Annotated in this window: 20 protein-coding genes; 17 read left to right on the top strand and 3 right to left on the bottom strand. The window is 57.7% G+C overall.

What is annotated here, in order from left to right; translation table 11 throughout:
• Nucleotides 1–55: 55 nt before the first annotated feature.
• Together L384_RS16700 and livJ are read left to right on the top strand one after the other, a co-directional pair.
• Nucleotides 56–1,321, top strand: coding sequence for a 4-aminobutyrate--2-oxoglutarate transaminase (locus L384_RS16700; RefSeq protein WP_023323836.1), 1,266 nt, complete (start codon nt 56–58; stop codon nt 1,319–1,321).
• Nucleotides 1,322–1,518: 197 nt separating this feature from the next.
• Complete coding sequence (gene livJ / locus L384_RS16705) at nt 1,519–2,619, top strand: branched chain amino acid ABC transporter substrate-binding protein LivJ (protein ID WP_003861530.1); 1,101 nt, start codon at nt 1,519–1,521, stop codon at nt 2,617–2,619.
• A 117-nt stretch (nt 2,620–2,736) separates the two neighbouring features.
• Here livJ and panM read toward each other — a convergent pair whose 3' ends face one another.
• A complete protein-coding gene (gene panM, locus L384_RS16710; RefSeq protein WP_023314973.1) occupies nt 2,737–3,120 on the bottom strand; it encodes an aspartate 1-decarboxylase autocleavage activator PanM in 384 nt (127 codons plus the stop codon).
• 424 nt (nt 3,121–3,544) lie between these two features.
• On the opposite strand from panM, the gene livK reads away from it, so the two are divergent.
• The 10 genes from livK (at nt 3,545) to ugpQ (ending at nt 13,555) form a co-directional block, all read left to right on the top strand.
• Nucleotides 3,545–4,654 (top strand): high-affinity branched-chain amino acid ABC transporter substrate-binding protein LivK, encoded by a 1,110-nt coding sequence (gene livK / locus L384_RS16715; RefSeq protein WP_003861537.1) that lies wholly within the window; start codon nt 3,545–3,547, stop codon nt 4,652–4,654.
• A 46-nt stretch (nt 4,655–4,700) separates the two neighbouring features.
• Nucleotides 4,701–5,627 carry a high-affinity branched-chain amino acid ABC transporter permease LivH gene (gene livH / locus L384_RS16720; RefSeq protein ID WP_023323835.1) on the top strand — a complete coding sequence of 309 codons (927 nt, stop codon included), beginning with the start codon at nt 4,701–4,703 and terminating at the stop codon, nt 5,625–5,627.
• Nucleotides 5,624–6,901: a high-affinity branched-chain amino acid ABC transporter permease LivM gene (locus L384_RS16725; RefSeq protein ID WP_003861542.1), complete on the top strand. Its 1,278-nt coding sequence runs from the start codon at nt 5,624–5,626 to the stop codon at nt 6,899–6,901. Before livH ends, L384_RS16725 begins: the two co-directional genes overlap by 4 nt.
• Nucleotides 6,898–7,662: a high-affinity branched-chain amino acid ABC transporter ATP-binding protein LivG gene (gene livG, locus L384_RS16730; protein ID WP_003861544.1), complete on the top strand. Its 765-nt coding sequence runs from the start codon at nt 6,898–6,900 to the stop codon at nt 7,660–7,662. The genes L384_RS16725 and livG overlap by 4 nt, the downstream gene beginning before the upstream one ends.
• Nucleotide 7,663: 1 nt before the next feature.
• Entirely contained in the window at nt 7,664–8,377 is a 714-nt protein-coding gene (gene livF / locus L384_RS16735) for a high-affinity branched-chain amino acid ABC transporter ATP-binding protein LivF (RefSeq protein WP_022651964.1), read from the top strand.
• A gap of 250 nt (nt 8,378–8,627) precedes the next feature.
• A complete protein-coding gene (ugpB, locus tag L384_RS16740; protein ID WP_003861549.1) occupies nt 8,628–9,944 on the top strand; it encodes a sn-glycerol-3-phosphate ABC transporter substrate-binding protein UgpB in 1,317 nt (438 codons plus the stop codon).
• Between the two features lie 72 nt (nt 9,945–10,016).
• Nucleotides 10,017–10,904, top strand: a complete 888-nt coding sequence (gene ugpA, locus L384_RS16745; protein ID WP_003861551.1) for a sn-glycerol-3-phosphate ABC transporter permease UgpA — start codon at nt 10,017–10,019, stop codon at nt 10,902–10,904.
• A complete protein-coding gene (ugpE, locus tag L384_RS16750) occupies nt 10,901–11,746 on the top strand; it encodes a sn-glycerol-3-phosphate ABC transporter permease UgpE (RefSeq protein WP_023314971.1) in 846 nt (281 codons plus the stop codon). The genes ugpA and ugpE overlap by 4 nt, the downstream gene beginning before the upstream one ends.
• A 1-nt stretch (nt 11,747) precedes the next feature.
• Nucleotides 11,748–12,818: a sn-glycerol-3-phosphate import ATP-binding protein UgpC gene (locus L384_RS16755; protein ID WP_003861554.1), complete on the top strand. Its 1,071-nt coding sequence runs from the start codon at nt 11,748–11,750 to the stop codon at nt 12,816–12,818.
• Entirely contained in the window at nt 12,815–13,555 is a 741-nt protein-coding gene (gene ugpQ / locus L384_RS16760; protein ID WP_022651961.1) for a glycerophosphodiester phosphodiesterase, read from the top strand. Before L384_RS16755 ends, ugpQ begins: the two co-directional genes overlap by 4 nt.
• Here ugpQ and L384_RS16765 read toward each other — a convergent pair.
• Nucleotides 13,545–13,916 carry a DUF2756 family protein gene (locus L384_RS16765; protein WP_003861557.1) on the bottom strand — a complete coding sequence of 124 codons (372 nt, stop codon included), beginning with the start codon at nt 13,914–13,916 and terminating at the stop codon, nt 13,545–13,547. The two genes, ugpQ and L384_RS16765, sit on opposite strands and share 11 nt — an antisense overlap.
• A gap of 122 nt (nt 13,917–14,038) precedes the next feature.
• Between L384_RS16765 and ggt the strand changes: the two genes are divergently transcribed.
• A complete protein-coding gene (ggt, locus tag L384_RS16770; RefSeq protein WP_003861559.1) occupies nt 14,039–15,784 on the top strand; it encodes a gamma-glutamyltransferase in 1,746 nt (581 codons plus the stop codon).
• Nucleotides 15,785–15,871: 87 nt separating this feature from the next.
• Here the strand turns inward: ggt and yhhY are convergent, their stop codons facing one another.
• Nucleotides 15,872–16,360, bottom strand: coding sequence for an N-acetyltransferase (gene yhhY, locus L384_RS16775; RefSeq protein ID WP_003861561.1), 489 nt, complete (start codon nt 16,358–16,360; stop codon nt 15,872–15,874).
• A gap of 258 nt (nt 16,361–16,618) precedes the next feature.
• Between yhhY and L384_RS16780 the strand changes: the two genes are divergently transcribed.
• The 4 genes from L384_RS16780 to gntK all read left to right on the top strand — a co-directional run bounded on the left by L384_RS16780 (nt 16,619) and on the right by gntK (nt 20,216).
• A complete protein-coding gene (locus tag L384_RS16780; protein ID WP_003861563.1) occupies nt 16,619–17,656 on the top strand; it encodes an oxidoreductase in 1,038 nt (345 codons plus the stop codon).
• Nucleotides 17,657–17,779: 123 nt separating this feature from the next.
• On the top strand, nt 17,780–18,475 hold the full coding sequence (locus L384_RS16785; RefSeq protein WP_003861565.1) for a pirin family protein: 696 nt from the start codon (nt 17,780–17,782) through the stop codon (nt 18,473–18,475).
• 91 nt (nt 18,476–18,566) lie between these two features.
• The gene (gntR, locus tag L384_RS16790; RefSeq protein WP_003861567.1) at nt 18,567–19,562 is read left to right on the top strand and encodes a gluconate operon transcriptional repressor GntR; all 996 of its coding nucleotides are present in this window, start codon (nt 18,567–18,569) and stop codon (nt 19,560–19,562) included.
• Between the two features lie 126 nt (nt 19,563–19,688).
• On the top strand, nt 19,689–20,216 hold the full coding sequence (gene gntK, locus L384_RS16795; protein ID WP_003861569.1) for a gluconokinase: 528 nt from the start codon (nt 19,689–19,691) through the stop codon (nt 20,214–20,216).
• Nucleotide 20,217 lies beyond the last annotated feature (1 nt).

Here is a 20,217-nt window from a genome sequence, read left to right as displayed (position 1 = left end):
CCCCTGGCAAACACTTACTGATGCGCTAAGCAGGCGACTTTCAGAGGGTGACAGGGTGAAAAATAACGAACTGAACGACCGGCGTTTACAGGCGACGCCGCGCGGTATCGGCGTCATGTGTAACTTCTATGCCGATAAAGCCGAAAACGCCACGGTGTGGGACGTGGAAGGTAACGAGTATATTGATTTTGCCGCCGGGATCGCCGTGCTGAATACCGGGCATCGCCATCCTAAAGTTATCGCCGCCGTCGAAAAACAGCTTCACGCCTTTACCCATACCGCTTATCAAATCGTCCCTTATGAAGGCTATGTATCGCTTGCCGAGCGCATCAACCAGCGCGTACCCATAGAGGGGCCAGCCAAAACCGCCTTCTTCTCAACGGGGGCGGAAGCGGTCGAAAACGCGGTGAAAATCGCCCGCGCGTACACCAGACGTTCCGGCCTTATCACCTTCGGCGGCGCGTTCCACGGCCGTACCTTTATGACCATGGCGCTGACCGGCAAAGTGGCGCCCTATAAGCTCGGCTTCGGCCCGTTCCCCGGCTCGGTGTACCACGCGCAATTCCCTAACAGCCTGCACGGCGTCAGTACCGCCGAAGCGTTAAAAAGCCTGGAGCGCATCTTCAAAGCCGATATCGCGCCCGATCAGGTGGCGGCAATCATTATTGAACCGGTTCAGGGCGAGGGCGGATTCAACGTCGCGCCCGCTGATTTTATGCAGGCGCTGCGTGCCCTGTGCGATACCCACGGGATTTTACTGATTGCCGACGAAGTGCAAACCGGCTTCGCCCGTACCGGCAAGCTGTTCTCCATGGAAAACCACTGCGTGAAGCCCGATCTGATCACTATGGCGAAAAGCCTGGCGGGCGGGATGCCGCTCTCTGCCGTCTCTGGCCGGGCGGAGGTAATGGATGCGCCGGCCCCGGGCGGACTTGGCGGAACCTACGCAGGTAACCCGCTGGCGATTGCGGCGGCCCATGCGGTGCTGGATGTGATTGACGAGGACGATCTCTGCACCCGCGCGGCGCATCTCGGGCATCATCTGGTCGAGGTGCTGAATAAAGCGAAGGATGGCTGTCCGTATATCGCCGATATCCGTGGGCAGGGGTCGATGGTGGCGGTGGAATTTACCGATCCGCAAACCGGACAGCCGTCGCCGGAATTTACCCGTCAGGTTCAGGAGCGCGCGTTGAACGAAGGGCTGCTGCTTTTGAGCTGCGGCGTTTACGGCAACGTTATTCGCTTCCTCTACCCACTCACCATCCCCGAAGCGCAGTTTCGTAAAGCGCTGGATATTATTTCCGCCTCGCTGACACGATAAAGCCAAAAGCCCGGCTGAAATGAAGGCCGGGCTTATCATATTTTCATTTCAAATTAGCTATTCCAAAATCATAAAAATGGGGTATGTTTTAGCAGAGTATGCTGAAAAAGCGCGAACAGCACGCCTATAACTGAAATAAAGCGCTACACAACAACATCACAACAATCGTTATAACCATAATAATGGGGAATCTCAGGATGAACATGAAGGGTAAAGCGTTACTGGCAGGATGTATCGCGTTGGCATTCAGCGCCATGGCGCAGGCCGATATTAAAGTGGCCGTGGTGGGCGCAATGTCCGGTCCGGTAGCACAGTACGGCGACCAGGAATTTACGGGCGCGGAACAGGCGGTTGCAGACATTAATGCTAAGGGCGGCATCAAGGGCGAAAAGCTGCAAATCGTAAAATATGACGATGCCTGTGACCCAAAACAGGCGGTCGCGGTGGCGAACAAAGTGGTAAACGACGGGATCAAATACGTTATTGGTCACCTGTGCTCCTCTTCCACCCAGCCCGCATCTGACATCTACGAAGACGAAGGCATTCTGATGATCACGCCGGCCGCGACGGCGCCAGAGCTGACCGCGCGCGGCTATAAGCTGATCCTGCGTACCACCGGTCTGGACTCCGATCAGGGGCCAACCGCCGCGAAATACATCGTGGAAAAAGTGAAGCCGCAGCGCATCGCGATTGTTCATGACAAACAGCAGTACGGCGAAGGCCTGGCCCGTGCGGTGCAGGATAACCTGAAAAAAGCGAACGCCAACGTGGTGTTCTTTGACGGTATCACCGCCGGTGAGAAAGACTTCTCGACCCTGGTCGCGCGTCTGAAGAAAGAAAACATCGATTTCGTTTACTACGGCGGCTACCACCCGGAAATGGGGCAGATCCTGCGTCAGGCGCGTGCGGCGGGTCTGAAGACGCAGTTCATGGGGCCAGAAGGTGTCGCGAACGTTTCCCTGTCTAACATCGCGGGTGAATCCGCTGAAGGTCTGCTGGTGACCAAGCCGAAGAACTACGACCAGGTGCCTGCGAACAAACCTGTTGTCGATGCCATCAAGGCGAAGAAACAGGATCCAAGCGGTGCGTTCGTCTGGACCACCTACGCAGCGTTGCAGTCTCTGCAAGCGGGCCTGAACCAGTCAGCCGATCCGGCGGAGATTGCCACCTGGCTGAAAGCGAACTCGGTGGAAACCGTGATGGGACCGCTGTCCTGGGATGAGAAGGGCGACCTGAAGGGCTTCGAGTTCGGCGTGTTTGACTGGCATGCCAATGGCACTGCTACTGATGCCAAATAATGCTGGTGCGGGTTGATGCCCTCACCCTAACCCTCTCCCACGGGGAGAGGGGATTACCCGGTTTTCTCCCTCTCCCTTAGGGAGAGGGCCGGGGTGAGGGTATCAGGCCGCACAGATCTAGCGCTTCTCCCACCCGTTCGACTGCGCCGTAAACCCTAACGCCTGCATAAACGCTGCCATCACGCCGCGATCCTCCACGCCCACGTCGGCCATCCACCAGGAGGTTACGCTCGGGTTTTCGCGGATCACCTCTTCAATCAAATACTGCCCGACCCCGCGACGACGGGTCACGTCGCGCACGCGCAGGGAGTCCAGCGCCCCTTCCGTGCCGCTCAGCGTTACGCGGACGGCGGCCAGCAGACGTTCATTAAAACGCGCGGCATAGATGCGGTGGTTTTCATCGACGGCCAGCGATGAAGGGGAATATTCCGGCCAGATCTTGCCCAGGTCGATATGATCCTGGTCGCTAAAGGTCACCAGACGCACGATAGTCAGTTTCATTAGCTGCTTGTCCAAATCAAAAAGAGTAGGGCCAGTGTACTCAATTTATTTGCTCAGGCGCTTTCTCTTTTTCTTCCCATTTACCAGGTGATTAGTTTTTTGACAGCGTAATGCGCAGTTTGAAAACACATGGATCGAAAAATAAGCAGAATTTTAACCTGAAGGGCAGTGATTTATTCGGCGCTTTGTACCGTTATTTTATGCTGCCAGCTGCGCTTTTATTTGTTTATCTCCGCCTGATTTCAGAATATTATCTTTGCTTAATCGCCTGAAAAATAGAGATTTTAGTCTGGTTTTTGACAAAAAACTGCGCTAAACCATTAAAGGCACTGGTAAAAATAGCGTTGTTCATTAAAAGTACAGAATGCTTTTTAACCATAATAAAACAAAATATAAACACGACATCACGAATGGGGATTCAGAGATGAAAAGGAACGCGAAGACGTTAATCGCGGGGATGGTCGCACTGTCGATCTCGCATGCCGCTATGGCAGACGACATTAAAGTTGCGGTAGTGGGGGCGATGTCCGGCCCTGTTGCCCAGTGGGGTGACATGGAGTTCAACGGCGCGCGTCAGGCCATCAAAGATATCAACGCCAAAGGCGGGATCAAAGGCGACAAGCTGGTGGGCGTGGAGTATGACGACGCCTGCGATCCAAAACAGGCCGTCGCGGTCGCCAACAAAATTGTTAACGACGGTATCCAGTACGTCATAGGGCACCTGTGTTCCTCTTCCACGCAGCCTGCGTCTGATATCTACGAAGACGAAGGCATTCTGATGATCACCCCGGGCGCCACCAACCCGGAACTGACCCAGCGCGGCTACCAGCACATCATGCGTACCGCCGGTCTGGACTCCTCTCAGGGGCCAACCGCCGCCAAATACATCCTCGAAACCGTTAAGCCGCAGCGTATCGCCATCATTCACGATAAGCAGCAGTACGGCGAAGGCCTGGCGCGTTCCGTACAGGACGGCCTGAAAAAAGGCGGGGCAAACATCGTCTTCTTCGACGGCATTACCGCCGGTGAGAAAGACTTCTCCGCGCTGATCGCCCGTCTGCAAAAAGAGAATATCGACTTCGTTTACTACGGCGGCTACTACCCGGAAATGGGGCAGATGCTGCGCCAGGCGCGCGCCACCGGTCTGAAAACCCAGTTCATGGGGCCAGAGGGCGTGGGCAATGCCTCCCTGTCCAACATCGCGGGGGATTCTGCCGAAGGCATGCTGGTGACGATGCCAAAACGCTATGACCAGGATCCGGCGAATAAGGTTATCGTGGATGCGCTCAAGGCGCAGAAGAAAGATCCGAGTGGTCCGTACGTCTGGATCACCTACGCGGCCGTACAGTCTCTGGCCACCGCGCTGGATCGTACCGGCAGCAAAGAACCGCTGGATCTGGTGAAAGATTTAAAAGCGCACGGGGCGAACACCGTGATTGGGCCGCTGAACTGGGATGAGAAAGGCGATCTGAAGGGATTTGAATTTGGTGTCTTTAAGTGGCACGCCGACGGTTCGTCCTCGGTCGCCAGATAATCATCCCACCGCCCGGCTCACCGGGCGGGTATAAAAAGGTTTGCATATGTCCGAGCAGTTTCTCTACTTTTTGCAGCAGATGTTTAACGGCGTCACGCTGGGAAGCACTTACGCGCTGATCGCCATCGGCTACACGATGGTTTACGGCATTATCGGCATGATTAACTTCGCCCACGGCGAGGTGTACATGATCGGTAGCTACGTCTCCTTTATGATCATCGCCGCGCTGATGATGATGGGCATCGACAGCAGCTGGCTGCTGGTAGCCGCCGGGTTTGTCGGCGCGATTGTGATCGCCAGCGCCTACGGCTGGAGTATCGAACGGGTAGCCTACCGACCGGTGCGCAGCTCCAAGCGCCTGATCGCGCTGATCTCCGCCATAGGGATGTCCATTTTCCTGCAAAACTACGTCAGCCTGACTGAAGGTTCACGCGACGTGGCGCTGCCAAGCCTGTTTAACGGCCAGTGGATTGTGGGGGCCAGCGAAAACTTCTCCGCCTCTGTCACCACCATGCAGCTGGTAATCTGGGTTGTGACATTTATTGCCATGCTGGCCCTGACCCTGTTCATCCGCTACTCCCGCATGGGACGCGCCTGCCGCGCCTGCGCGGAAGATCTGAAGATGGCGAGCCTGCTCGGGATTAACACCGACCGCGTGATTGCCCTGACCTTCGTGATCGGCGCAGCGATGGCGGCGGTGGCTGGCGTGTTGCTCGGCCAGTTCTACGGCGTAATCAACCCGTACATCGGTTTTATGGCCGGGATGAAAGCCTTCACCGCGGCGGTACTGGGCGGAATCGGCAGCATTCCGGGCGCGATGATCGGTGGTCTGATCCTCGGCGTGGCGGAGTCGCTCTCCTCGGCGTACCTGAGTACGGAGTATAAAGATGTGGTGTCGTTTGCCCTGCTGATTCTGGTTCTGCTGGTGATGCCTACCGGTATTCTGGGCCGTCCGGAGGTAGAGAAAGTATGAAACCGATGCATTTTGCGATGGCGCTGCTCTCTGCCGCCATGTTCTTCGTCCTGGCGGGCGTCTTTATGGGCGTCCAGTTAGGGCTGGACGGCACGAAGCTGGTGGTGGATACCGCCCCCGACATCCGCTGGCAGTGGGTGTTTATCGGCACCGCTGTGGTGTTCCTGTTCCAGCTGCTGCGTCCGCTGTTCCAGAAGACGCTGAAAAACGTCTCCGGGCCGAAATTCGTCCTGCCGGCGATCGACGGTACAACCGTGAAACAGAAGCTGTTCCTTGTGGCGCTGCTGGTGGCTGCCGTGGCGTGGCCGTTTATGGTATCGCGCGGGACGGTGGATATTGCCACCCTGACCATGATCTACGTGATTCTGGGGCTGGGTCTGAACGTGGTGGTGGGGCTGTCTGGCCTGCTGGTGCTGGGCTACGGCGGGTTCTACGCCATCGGCGCGTACACCTTCGCGCTGCTGAACCACTATTACGGCCTCGGCTTCTGGACCTGTCTGCCGCTGGCGGGGCTGGTCTCTGCCGCGGCGGGCTTCCTGCTCGGCTTCCCGGTGCTGCGCCTGCGCGGTGACTACCTGGCGATTGTGACCTTAGGCTTCGGCGAAATCGTCCGTATCCTGCTGCTCAACAATACCGAGGTGACCGGCGGTCCGAACGGCATCAGCCAGATCCCGAAACCGACCTTCTTCGGCCTGGAGTTCAGCCGTACCGCCCGCGAAGGCGGCTGGGATACCTTCAGCAACTTCTTTGGCATCAAATACGATCCGTCCGACCGCGTGATCTGGCTCTATCTGGTGGCGCTGCTGCTGGTGGTGATTACGCTGTTTGTGATCAACCGTCTGCTGCGCATGCCGCTGGGTCGCGCGTGGGAAGCGCTGCGCGAAGATGAGATCGCCTGCCGCTCCCTGGGCCTGAACCCGACCCGCATCAAGCTGACCGCATTTACCATCAGCGCCGCGTTTGCCGGTTTCGCCGGAACGCTGTTTGCCGCGCGTCAGGGCTTCGTCAGCCCGGAATCGTTCACCTTTGCCGAATCGGCCTTCGTGCTGGCGATTGTGGTGCTCGGCGGAATGGGCTCGCAGTTCGCCGTGATCCTCGCGGCTATCCTGCTGGTGGTCTCCCGCGAGCTGATGCGCGACTTTAACGAATACAGCATGTTAATGCTGGGTGGTTTGATGGTGCTGATGATGATCTGGCGTCCGCAGGGTCTCCTGCCGATGACCCGTCCACAGCTGAAGCTGAAACGCACACAGGCGAAAGGAGAGCAGGCATGAAGCCTTTATTATCCGTTAACGGCCTGATGATGCGTTTTGGCGGCCTGCTGGCGGTCAACAATGTGAATCTGGATCTGCACAAGAAAGAGATTGTCTCCCTGATTGGCCCGAACGGCGCGGGAAAAACCACGGTCTTCAACTGCCTGACCGGCTTCTACAAGCCGACGGGCGGCACCATCATGCTGCGCGATCAGCATCTTGAAGGGCTGCCGGGCCAGCAGATTGCCCGCATGGGCGTGGTGCGTACCTTCCAGCACGTGCGTCTGTTCCGCGAGATGACGGTGATTGAGAACCTGCTGGTGGCGCAACATCAGCAGCTGAAAACCGGCCTCTTCTCCGGCCTGCTGAAAACCCCGGCCTTCCGCCGCACGCAGGAAGAGGCGCTCGATCGCGCCGCGACCTGGCTCGACCGTATCGGCCTGCTCCAGCACGCCAACCGTCAGGCGAGCAACCTCGCTTACGGGGATCAGCGTCGCCTGGAGATCGTGCGCTGCATGGTGACGCAGCCGGAGATCCTGATGCTCGACGAACCAGCGGCAGGTCTCAATCCGAAAGAGACCAAAGAGCTGGACGAGCTGATTGCCGAGCTGCGCGACCATCACGACACCACCATCCTGCTGATTGAGCATGACATGAAGCTGGTGATGGGCATTTCGGACCGTATCTACGTGGTAAACCAGGGCACGCCGCTGGCAAACGGCACGCCGGAAGAGATCCGCAACAACCCGGACGTGATCCGCGCATACCTTGGTGAGGCATAAGATGGAAAAAGCGATGTTAACGTTCGACAAGGTCAACGCGCACTACGGCAAAATTCAGGCGCTGCACGATGTCAGCCTGCATATCAATCAGGGCGAAATCGTCACCCTGATTGGGGCTAACGGCGCGGGCAAAACCACGCTGCTCGGCACCCTGTGCGGCGACCCGCGCGCCACCAGCGGGCGGATTGTGTTTGATGGTAAAGACATCACCGACTGGCAGACCGCCAGAATCATGCGTGAAGCGGTGGCGATTGTCCCGGAAGGGCGTCGCGTATTCTCCCGCATGACGGTGGAAGAGAATCTGGCGATGGGCGGTTTCTTCGCCCACCGGGATGAATACCAGACCCGCATCAAGTGGGTGTACGAACTCTTCCCGCGCCTGTGGGAGCGTCGTATTCAGCGCGCGGGCACCATGTCCGGCGGCGAGCAACAGATGCTGGCGATTGGCCGCGCGCTGATGAGCCAGCCGCGTCTGCTGTTGCTGGATGAACCGTCGCTCGGTCTTGCGCCCATCATCATCCAGCAGATTTTCGACACCATTGAGCAGCTGCGCAAAGAGGGGATGACCATCTTCCTCGTCGAACAGAACGCCAACCAGGCGCTGAAGCTCGCTGACCGCGGCTATGTGCTGGAGAACGGGCGCGTGGTGCTCTCCGATACCGGCGATGCGCTGCTGGCGAACGAAGCGGTGCGGAGCGCGTACCTGGGCGGATAGGTAAAAGCAAAAAGGCAACGCAAGTTGCCTTTTTAGTGTTTTCTCCCTCTTCCTGTGGGAGAGGGCCGGGGTGAGGGCACCAGACCGTACCCAACATCTAAACCCCTTCACACAACCATCATCCCTCTGACGCCTGGCTGTCACCTGTCTGTAAACAAACAGTTATTTTTCTGTCATTCGAGCATGTCATGTTACCTCGCGAGCATAAAACGCGTGATATCGCGCATCCGGCACAATAAGAGAGATGACAATGACATCGTTACGACACACAGCTTTGGGTCTGGCACTGGGTCTGGCTTTTGCGGCGAACGCAATGGCTGTGACGACCATTCCGTTCTGGCATTCCATGGAAGGGGAGTTGGGTAAAGAAGTTGACTCCCTGGCGCAGCGTTTCAACGACACCCATCCGGATTACAAAATTGTGCCGGTGTACAAAGGCAACTACGAGCAGAGCCTGAGCGCGGGCATCGCCGCCTTCCGTACCGGTAACGCGCCTGCGCTGTTACAGGTTTATGAAGTGGGCACCGCGACCATGATGGCCTCCAAAGCCATCAAGCCGGTGTACGAGGTGTTCAAAGAGGCGGGCATTAACTTTGACGAGTCCCAGTTCGTGCCAACCGTGGCGGGATACTACACGGATTCCAAAAGCGGGCATCTGCTGTCCCAGCCGTTTAACAGCTCCACGCCGGTGCTGTACTACAACAAAGACGCCTTCAAGAAAGCCGGTTTAGATCCGGAGCAGCCGCCAAAAACCTGGCAGGACCTGGCCGAATACACCGCGAAGCTGAAAGCGGCGGGGATGAAGTGCGGCTACGCCAGCGGCTGGCAGGGCTGGATCCAGATTGAAAACTTCAGCGCCTGGCACGGCCTGCCGGTTGCCACCAAAAACAACGGCTTCGACGGTACCGACGCGGTGCTGGAGTTCAACAAGCCGGAGCAGGTGAAGCACATCGCGCTGCTGGAAGCACTCAATAAGAAGGGCGACTTCAGCTACTTCGGGCGTAAAGACGAATCCACCGAGAAGTTCTACAACGGCGACTGCGCCATTACCACCGCCTCATCTGGCTCGCTGGCAGACATCCGTCACTACGCCAAATTCAATTACGGCGTGGGCATGATGCCGTACGACGCTGACGTCAAAGGCGCGCCGCAGAATGCCATCATCGGCGGGGCGAGCCTGTGGGTGATGCAGGGTAAAGACAACGGCACCTACAAAGGCGTGGCCGAGTTCCTCGACTTCCTGGCGAAGCCGGAAAACGCCGCCGAGTGGCACCAGAAGACCGGCTACCTGCCGATCACCAAAGCCGCGTACGACCTGACCCGCGAGCAGGGCTTCTACAGCAAGAACCCGGGCGCGGATATCGCGACGCGTCAGATGCTGAACAAGCCGCCGTTGCCGTTCACCAAAGGCCTGCGCCTGGGCAACATGCCGCAGATCCGCACCATCGTCGATGAAGAGCTGGAAAGCGTGTGGACCGGGAAGAAAACGCCACAGCAGGCGCTGGATTCCGCGGTAGAGCGCGGGAATCAGCTGCTGCGCCGCTTTGAGCAGTCGACGAAGTCTTAATCTTTTTGCCCTCACTAACCCTCTCCCTTTGGGAGAGGGACGGGGTGAGGGGAAACCAACCTGAGCTAACCTATGTCATCATCCCGTCCGGTGTTCCGTTCCCGCTGGCTGCCGTACCTGTTGGTCGCGCCGCAGCTGGTCATCACCGTCATCTTCTTTATCTGGCCTGCGGGCGAAGCGCTGTGGTACTCGGTACAAAGCGTCGATCCGTTCGGGCTTTCCAGCCAGTTTGTCGGGCTGGACAACTTTACCGCGCTGTTCCACGACAGCTACTACCTGGATTCCTTCTGGACGACGATCAAATTCAGCGCGCTGGTCACCGTCAGCGGTCTTGTCGCGTCGCTGTTTTTCGCCGCGCTGGTGGATTACGTAGTACGGGGCAGCCGTCTGTATCAGACCCTGATGCTGCTGCCCTACGCCGTGGCTCCCGCCGTGGCCGCCGTGCTGTGGATCTTCCTGTTTAACCCGGGCCGCGGGCTGATTACCCACTTCCTGGGTGAGTTTGGCTATGACTGGAACCACGCCCAGAATAGCGGTCAGGCGATGTTCCTGGTGGTGTTCGCCTCGGTGTGGAAGCAGATCAGCTATAACTTCCTGTTTTTCTTTGCCGCGCTACAGTCTATCCCGCGTTCGCTGGTGGAGGCCGCCGCCATCGACGGCGCAGGGCCGGTGCGCCGCTTCTTCCGGCTGTCGCTGCCGCTGATCGCCCCGGTGAGTTTCTTCCTGCTGGTGGTGAACCTGGTGTACGCCTTCTTCGACACCTTCCCGGTGATCGACGCCGCCACCGCGGGCGGCCCGGTGCAGGCAACCACCACGCTGATTTACAAGATCTACCGCGAGGGCTTTGCCGGGCTTGATCTCTCAGCCTCTGCTGCACAGTCGGTCGTGCTGATGTTCCTCGTCATCATCCTCACGGTGGTGCAGTTCCGCTATGTCGAAAGTAAGGTGCGCTACCAATGATTGAGAACCGTCGCGGGCTGACGATTTTCAGCCATACCCTGCTAATCCTGGGCATCCTCGTCATCCTGTTCCCACTGTACGTGGCCTTTGTCGCCGCCACGCTGGACACCAAAGCGGTGTTCGACACGCCAATGACGCTGATCCCAGGCACGCATCTTTTCGAGAACATGAAGACTATCTGGACGCAGGGCGTGGGCGCTAACAGCGCGCCGTTCTGGCTGATGATGCTCAACAGTTTCATCATGGCGTTCGGCATCACCGTCGGCAAAATCACCGTGTCGATGCTTTCGGCCTTCGCCATCGTCTGGTTCCGCTTTCCGTTGCGTAACCTGTTTTTCTGGATGATTTTCATTACCCTGATGCTGCCGGTGGAGGTGCGTATCTTCCCGACGGTGGAGGTGATCGCCAACCTGAAGATGCTCGACAGCTACGCGGGCTTAACCCTGCCGCTGATGGCCTCGGCGACCGCCACCTTCCTGTTCCGCCAGTTCTTTATGACCCTGCCGGATGAGCTGATTGAAGCCGCGCGCATCGACGGGGCCTCGCCGATGCGCTTCTTCCGCGACATCGTGCTGCCGCTGTCGAAAACCAATCTCGCGGCGCTGTTTGTGATCACCTTTATCTACGGCTGGAACCAGTATCTGTGGCCGCTGCTGATTGTTCAGGACGTCAACCTCGGCACCGCCGTGGCAGGCATCAAAGGCATGATCGCCACCGGCGAAGGCACCACCCTCTGGAACCAGGTGATGGCGGCGATGCTGCTCACCCTAATCCCACCCGTAGTCATTGTTTTAGCCATGCAGCGCGCGTTTGTCCGCGGCCTGGTCGATAGCGAGAAATAAGATGGCAGGTTTAAAACTTCAGGCAGTAACCAAAAGCTGGGACGGCAAAACCCAGGTGATTCAGCCGCTGACGCTCGACGTGGCGGACGGGGAGTTTATCGTGATGGTCGGCCCGTCCGGCTGCGGCAAATCTACGCTGCTGCGCATGGTGGCGGGGCTGGAGCGCGTGACGTCCGGGGATATCTGGATTGACCGCCAGCGCGTCACCGAGATGGAGCCGAAAGACAGGGGCATCGCGATGGTGTTCCAGAACTACGCCCTCTACCCGCACATGAGCGTGGAGGAGAACATGGCCTGGGGGCTGAAAATTCGCGGTATGGGCAAAGGCCATATCGAGGAGCGCGTGAAAGAGGCCGCGCGCATTCTGGAGCTGGACGGCCTGCTCAAGCGTCGCCCGCGCGAGCTCTCCGGCGGCCAGCGCCAGCGCGTGGCGATGGGGCGCGCCATCGTGCGCGATCCGGCGGTATTTCTGTTCGACGAACCGCTGTCAAACCTCGACGCCAAACTGCGCGTGCAGATGCGTCTTGAGCTACAGCAGCTGCATCGGCGGCTGGGAACCACGTCCCTCTATGTGACCCACGATCAGGTTGAAGCCATGACCCTCGCCCAGCGCGTGATGGTGATGAACAAAGGCATCGCCGAGCAGATTGGCACCCCAGTGGAAGTCTACGAGAAACCGGCCAGCCGTTTTGTGGCGAGCTTTATCGGCAGCCCGGCGATGAACCTGCTGGACGGGCGGATCAATGCGGCGGGAACACACTTCGAGCTGGAAAGCGGGATGGCGTTGCCGATCAACTGGTACTATCGTGGCTACGCCGGGCGTAAGATGACGCTTGGTATCCGCCCCGAGCATATTGGTTTGACGTCTCAGGCGGACGGCGGCGTGCCGCTGGTGATGGACACGCTGGAGATGCTGGGCGCAGACAACCTGGCGCACGGACGCTGGGGCGAGCAAAAGCTGGTAGTGCGTCTGCCGCATCAGGAGCGCCCGAAAGCAGGCAGCACGCTGTGGCTGCATATGCCGGAAAATCACCTGCACTTATTTGACGGTGAAACAGGACAACGAGTATGAGCAACTGGCCTTACCCCCACATCGTCGCCCACCGTGGTGGCGGTAAACTGGCGCCGGAAAACACCCTGGCGGCAATTGACGTTGGCGCACGCTACGGCCACACGATGATCGAGTTCGACGCCAAGCTGTCGAAGGACGGCGAAATTTTCCTGCTGCACGACGACAACCTCGAACGCACCAGCAACGGCTGGGGCGTGGCGGGTGAACTGCCGTGGCGTGACCTGCTGAAGGTGGACGCCGGAAGCTGGTTCAGCGGCGAATTCAAAGGCGAACCGCTGCCGCTGCTGGCGGAAGTGGCGGACCGCTGTCGTCAACACGGCATGATGGCCAATATTGAAATCAAACCGACCACCGGCACCGGGCCGCTGACGGGTAAAGTGATTGCCATTGCCGCGCGTGAGCTGTGGGAAGGGATGACCGCGCCGCTGCTGTCGTCGTTTGATATCGACGCGCTGGAAGCCGCACAGGCCGCCGTTCCGGAGTTGCCGCGCGGGCTGCTGCTGGATGCGTGGCGAGAAGACTGGCGCGCGCTGACGACCCGCTTAGGCTGCGTGTCGATCCACCTCAACCATAAGCTGCTGGATGAAGCGCGCGTGACGCTGTTGAAGGAGGCCGGTCTGCATATCCTGGTGTATACCGTCAACAAACCCCAGCGTGCAGCCGAGCTGCTGCGCTGGGGCGTGGACAGCATCTGTACCGATGCGATTGACCAGATCGGGCCGAACTTTATTTATTAAGCATACTGCCGTTCTGCTGGGTCGGCAGCATGTGCTGCTGACCGCTGCTTTGCGATACTCCGCCTCCTAACATCCCACCGTTTGTATTAGGCAGCGGCTGTTCAAGCATCTGGCCCTGCTGTACGCGCTGGGTGTTGGTATTCATCTGGTTTTGCAGGTGCTGCTGCTGCACCTGGGTCTGCGTCTTTAACTGCTGATTGAGCATCCCTTTCTGCTGCTGTTGCTGGCTCATCATCTCCGTCTGCATACGCTGCTGGCTCGGAATGACGTAGCCCGGCTGGTTCGGGTTGTTCAGGGTGTTGATTGGCTGTGCGAGCGCGGCGAACGGAAGCAGCGCGGTCAGGATCAGTAATCGTTTCATGGTTATCTCCTCCTTTGAGGCTTCTCTTAAGTTTATCCTCATTCCTGCATAACGATGATTTTTTAAGAGTTGTGAACCAGGCTTAAGCGGGGAATATGGGCCCCTTCACCTGGAGAACAATAATGATGAAACCAACCTTTTTGCGCTGGGTCGCCATCGCTGCGCTGATGGCAGGCGGCACATTTACCGTGGCGGCCAACCCGCCCGCTGCTCCACCGGTCTCTTACGGCGTGGAGGAGGATGTTTTTCACCCCGTGCGGGCGACGCACGGCATGGTGGCCTCGGTTGACGCGCTGGCAACGCAGGTGGGCGTCGATATTCTTAAACAGGGCGGTAACGCGGTGGATGCGGCGGTCGCGGTGGGATATGCGCTGGCGGTGACGCATCCACAGGCGGGGAACCTGGGCGGCGGCGGGTTTATGATGCTGCGCACGAAAGACGGTAAAACCACGGCCATCGACTTCCGTGAGATGGCGCCGAACCAGGCCTCCCGCGATATGTTCCTCGACGATCAGGGTAATCCGGACAGTAAAAAATCCCTGACCTCGCACCTTGCCTCCGGCACGCCGGGTACCGTTGCGGGCTTCTCGCTGGCGCTGGAAAAATACGGCACGCTGCCGCTGAATAAAGTGGTGCAGCCTGCCATCAGGCTGGCGCGCGACGGCTTCGTCGTCAACGACGCGCTGGCGGACGACCTCAAAACCTACGGCAGCGAAGTTATTCCCAATCATGAGAACAGCAAGGCTATCTTCTGGAAAGACGGCGAGCCGCTGAAGAAGGGCGATAAGCTGGTGCAGAAGAACCTCGCAAAAAGTCTCGAACTGATTGCCGAAAACGGTCCGGATGCCTTCTATAAGGGGCCGATTGCCGATCAGATTGCGGATGAGATGCAGAAGAACGGCGGGCTGATCACCAAAGCGGATCTGGCGGAATATAAGGCGGTGGAGCGCGAGCCGATTAGTGGCACCTATCGCGGCTACGAGGTCTTCTCCATGCCGCCGCCGTCTTCCGGGGGCATTCACATCGTGCAGATCCTCAATATTCTGGAAAACTTCGATATGCACAAGTATGGCTTCGGTAGCGCCGATGCCATGCAGGTGATGGCCGAGGCGGAAAAGCGCGCCTACGCTGACCGCTCGGAATACCTCGGCGACCCGGACTTCGTAAAGGTGCCGTGGCAGGCGCTGACCAACAAAGCCTATGCCAAATCGATTGCCGATGAGATCGACATCAACAAGGCTAAACCGTCGAGCGAGATCCGCCCGGGCAAGCTGGCGCCGTATGAAAGTAACCAGACCACCCACTTCTCGGTGGTAGATAAAGACGGTAACGCGGTGGCGGTGACGTACACGCTTAACACCACCTTTGGCACCGGGATTGTGGCGGGCAACAGCGGTATTTTGCTGAACAACGAGATGGATGATTTTTCTGCCAAGCCGGGCGTGCCGAATGTCTACGGCCTGGTCGGCGGCGATGCGAATGCGGTAGGGCCGAAGAAGCGCCCGCTATCATCCATGTCGCCCACCATTGTGGTGAAAGACGGCAAAACCTGGCTGGTGACCGGCAGCCCTGGCGGGAGCCGGATTATCACCACCGTACTGCAAATGGTGGTGAACAGCATCGACTTTGGGATGAACGTCGCCGAAGCGACCAATGCGCCGCGTTTCCATCACCAGTGGCTGCCGGACGAGTTGCGCGTGGAGAAGGGCTTTAGCCCGGACACCCTCAAGCTGCTTGAGCAGCGCGGGCAGAAGGTGGCGGTGAAGGAGGCGATGGGCAGCACCCAGAGCATTATGGTCGGACCGGATGGCGCGCTGTTTGGCGCGTCGGACCCGCGTTCGGTGGATGATTTAACGGCGGGGTATTGATTTTGTTGCCCGGTGGCGCTGCGCTTACCGGGCCTACAACGGCACGGACGTAGGCCGGGTAAGGCGAAGCCGCCACCCGGCAACTCATTACTTCATCCTCGCCATATAATACGCATCCACATACTCGCCGTTGCGCAGGGCATAGCGCCTGCCGGTGCCTTCAATCTCAAACCCGTGCTTTTTGTACACCGCGATTGCCGGTTCGTTATCCACAAACACCGTTAACTCGATGCGGTCGACGCGCAGCCAGTTGTCGCACATATCGATCATGGTGCGAATCAGCGCGCTGGCCACGCCGCGGTTATGCCACTCTGCGCCAACGCATATACCGAAATCGGCAACGTGGCTGCGGCGTGGTCGCTGGGCGACATCAATGGTGAGGTGGCCGACCACGATATCATCAATGCAGGCAACCAGCTGTTTAATGCCCGGCTGTTCGCCTAGCCGCATTTGCCACATTTCCATTGAAGGATGAGGAACCTGTAGCGTGTTGTGGTACACCTCCGGCTGGGCGTGGATCTGACGAATGGCGTCGTAATCTTTCGGTTCAGCGTGGCGTATCACTATCTCACTCATTCCTTGTTCCTCAGTCAGTTAAAAGTCCCCTCCAACATCAGTGACTTTAAAAGTTGAGTCAATCGCTATTTTTTGCAAAAAGTGTTGGACAAGTGCGAATGAGAATGATTATTATTGCTCTGCGTTCAGGAAGACCTCCTACGGGAACCTGAAAGCACGACATTGCTCACATTGCTTCCAGTATTACTTTAGCCAGCTTTTAGCTGGCTTTTTTTTTGTTATGGTTAGACTCAGCAACCTTCGAAAAAGGACTGAGCCATGACACTACACTGCGCATTTATTGGATTTGGCAAAAGCACCACGCGTTACCACCTTCCGTATGTTCTCAACCGTAAAGAGACCTGGCACGTCGCTCATATCTACCGCCGCAGCGCGAAGCCGGAAGAACAGTCTCCGCAGTATTCCCATATTCATTTCACCAGCGATCTTGATGAAGTGTTAAATGATCCGCAGGTGAAGCTGGTGGTGGTCTGTACCCACGCCGACAGCCACTTTGACTACGCGAAACGCGCGCTGGAAGCAGGTAAAAACGTGCTGGTGGAAAAACCGTTCACTCCGACCATCGCCGAAGCGAAGGAACTCTTTGCGCTGGCGAAAAGCAAAGGCCTGACCGTCACGCCGTACCAGAACCGACGCTTTGACAGCTGCTTCCTGACGGCGAAAAAGGCGATTGAGAGCGGCAAACTCGGCGAGATCGTGGAAATCGAAAGCCACTTCGATTACTACCGCCCGGTGGCGGAAACCCAGCCCGGACTGCCGCAGGACGGGTCGTTCTACGGTCTGGGCGTGCACACCATGGACCAGATTATTTCCCTGTTTGGCCGCCCGGACCACGTGGCGTATGACATCCGCAGCCTGCGCAATAAGGCCAACCCGGACGATACCTTTGAAGCACAGCTGTTCTACGGCGATCTCAAAGCCATCGTGAAAACCAGCCATCTGGTGAAAATCGACTACCCGAAATTTATCGTTCACGGCAAGAAAGGCTCCTTTATCAAGTACGGCATTGACCAGCAGGAGACCAGCCTGAAGGCCAATATCATGCCGGGTGAACCGGGCTTTGCGGCAGATGATTCCGTGGGCGTGCTGGAGTACGTGAACGACGAGGGCGTGACGGTCAGGGAAGAGCTGAAGCCGGAAACGGGCGACTATGGACGCGTCTATGATGCGCTGTTTGAGACCCTCACAAACGGCACGGCGAATTACGTCAAGGAATCTGACGTTCTGACCAACCTGGAAATCCTCGAACGGGCCTTCGAACAGGCTTCTCCTGCCACGGTAACCCTCGCGAAATAAGCAAAAACGGCTCCTCTGCGCTTGTTCACAATTTTTGAACAGAGGAGTCAATTTTCACCCTCTATGATCCCAGGGCGTTTGCGTCCACACTTACTCCATCGAAACGAACTGAGGGTGAAAACAATGATCTACTTACGCAAAGCAAACGAACGTGGTCACGCGAATCATGGCTGGCTGGACTCATGGCATTCATTCTCGTTTGCCGACTACTACGACCCGAACTTCATGGGCTTCTCCGCACTGCGCGTGATTAACGATGACGTGATTGATGCAGGCCAGGGCTTCGGTACCCACCCGCACAAAGACATGGAAATCCTGACCTATGTGCTGGAAGGGGCGGTTGAGCACCAGGACAGCATGGGCAACAAAGAGCAGGTTCCGGCGGGCGAGTTCCAGATTATGAGCGCGGGGACCGGGGTGCGTCACTCTGAGTACAACCCGAGCAAAACGGAAAAACTGCACCTGTATCAAATCTGGATCATTCCAGAAGAGACCGGCATCACGCCACGCTACGAGCAGCGCCGCTTCGACGCGAAACAGGGCAAACAGCTGGTGCTCTCGCCGGATGCGCGTGAAGGTTCCCTGAAAGTGCATCAGGATATGGAGCTGTACCGCTGGGCGCTGGCGAAAGATGAACAGTCTGTGCACCAGATCGCCGCCAACCGCCGCGTGTGGATCCAGGTGGTGAAAGGGGAGGTGTCCATCAATGGCACCAAAGCGACAACCGCCGATGGTCTGGCCGTCTGGGATGAGCAGGCGCTCTCCGTGCATGCCGACAGCGAAAGTGAAATTCTGCTGTTTGACCTGCCGCCGGTCTAAATAATTTCTCAACCTTCCCTTTAAACGGGGAAGGTTGAGCTTTGTCCGTGATAAACTGAGCAAATCTCTCACTTCAAGATTTCTCAGGACGATGAAAAAGAAACGCCCCGTACTTCAGGATGTCGCCGATCGCGTCGGTGTGACCAAAATGACGGTCAGCCGTTTTTTACGTAACCCGGAACAGGTTTCCGTGGCGTTGCGTGGCAAGATTGCCGCCGCCCTTGATGAACTGGGTTATATCCCCAACCGCGCGCCCGATATTCTCTCCAATGCGACCAGCCGTGCGGTGGGTGTCCTGCTTCCTTCCTTAACCAACCAGGTATTCGCCGAAGTGCTGCGTGGCATCGAAAGCGTCACCGATGCGTTTGGCTATCAGACCATGCTCGCCCACTACGGGTACAAGCCGGAACTGGAAGAGGAACGTCTTGAATCGATGCTTTCCTGGAACATCGACGGCCTGATTTTAACGGAACGTACTCACACCCCGCGCACGCTGAAAATGATTGAAGTGGCAGGCATTCCGGTGGTGGAGCTGATGGACAGCCAGTCGCCGTGCCTCGACATCGCCGTGGGGTTCGATAACTTTGAAGCGGCGCGTCAGATGACGGCGGCGATCATCGCCCGCGGTCATCGCCATGTGGCCTATCTGGGTGCGCGTCTGGATGAACGTACTATCATCAAACAGAAGGGATACGAGCAGGCGATGCTCGACGCCGGTTTAACCCCGTACAGCGTGATGGTGGAGCAATCTTCTTCTTACACGTCGGGTATTGAGCTGATGCGTCAGGCGCGACGCGAGTATCCGCAACTGGACGGTATTTTCTGTACCAACGATGACCTTGCGGTCGGCGCGGCGTTTGAGTGCCAGCGTCTGGGTTTAAAAATCCCGGATGATATGGCGATTGCCGGTTTCCACGGCCACGACATTGGCCAGGTGATGGAGCCGCGTCTGGCGAGCGTCCTGACCCCGCGTGAACGCATGGGCCGCATTGGTGCAGAACGCCTGCTGGCGCGCATTCGTGGTGAGGCAGTTACCCCTAAAATGTTAGATTTAGGTTTCACCTTGTCACCGGGTGGATCTATTTAATCCGACAAATTTGAAGTAGCTCACACTTATTCACTTCGCGCACGTTTGGATATTGCTTCTCTTATGCCCCGGCAGGACAATGTTACCGATAACTGTTACCCGTAACAATTGACTGAGGGACACCCTTTGAGCACGACTAATCACGATCACCACGTTTACGTCCTGATGGGCGTGTCCGGTAGCGGTAAATCTGCCGTGGCGAGCGAAGTGGCGCATCAACTCCAGGCTGCGTTTCTTGATGGTGACTTCCTCCATCCGCGTAGCAACATCATGAAAATGGCTTCCGGCGAGCCGCTGAACGACGACGACCGCAAACCGTGGTTGCAGGCGCTGAATGACGCCGCGTTCGCGATGCAGCGCACCAATAAAGTCTCCCTGATCGTCTGTTCCGCGCTGAAAAAAACCTATCGCGACCTGCTGCGCGACGGCAACCCGAACCTCTCTTTCATCTACCTGAAAGGCGATTTCGGGGTGATTGAAAGCCGCCTGAAGGCGCGTAAAGGCCACTTCTTCAAAACCCAGATGCTGGTAACGCAGTTCGAAGCGTTGCAGGAGCCGGGTGCTGACGAGCAGGATGTCTTAGTGGTTGATATCGATCAGCCGCTGGAAGGTGTTGTTGCCAGCACCATCGAGGTTATTAATAAAAGGCAGTAAG

This window comes from Enterobacter sp. MGH 38, assembly GCF_000492855.1.
Classification (GTDB): domain Bacteria; phylum Pseudomonadota; class Gammaproteobacteria; order Enterobacterales; family Enterobacteriaceae; genus Enterobacter; species Enterobacter hormaechei_C.
This window is presented reverse-complemented; position numbering and strand designations above follow the sequence as displayed.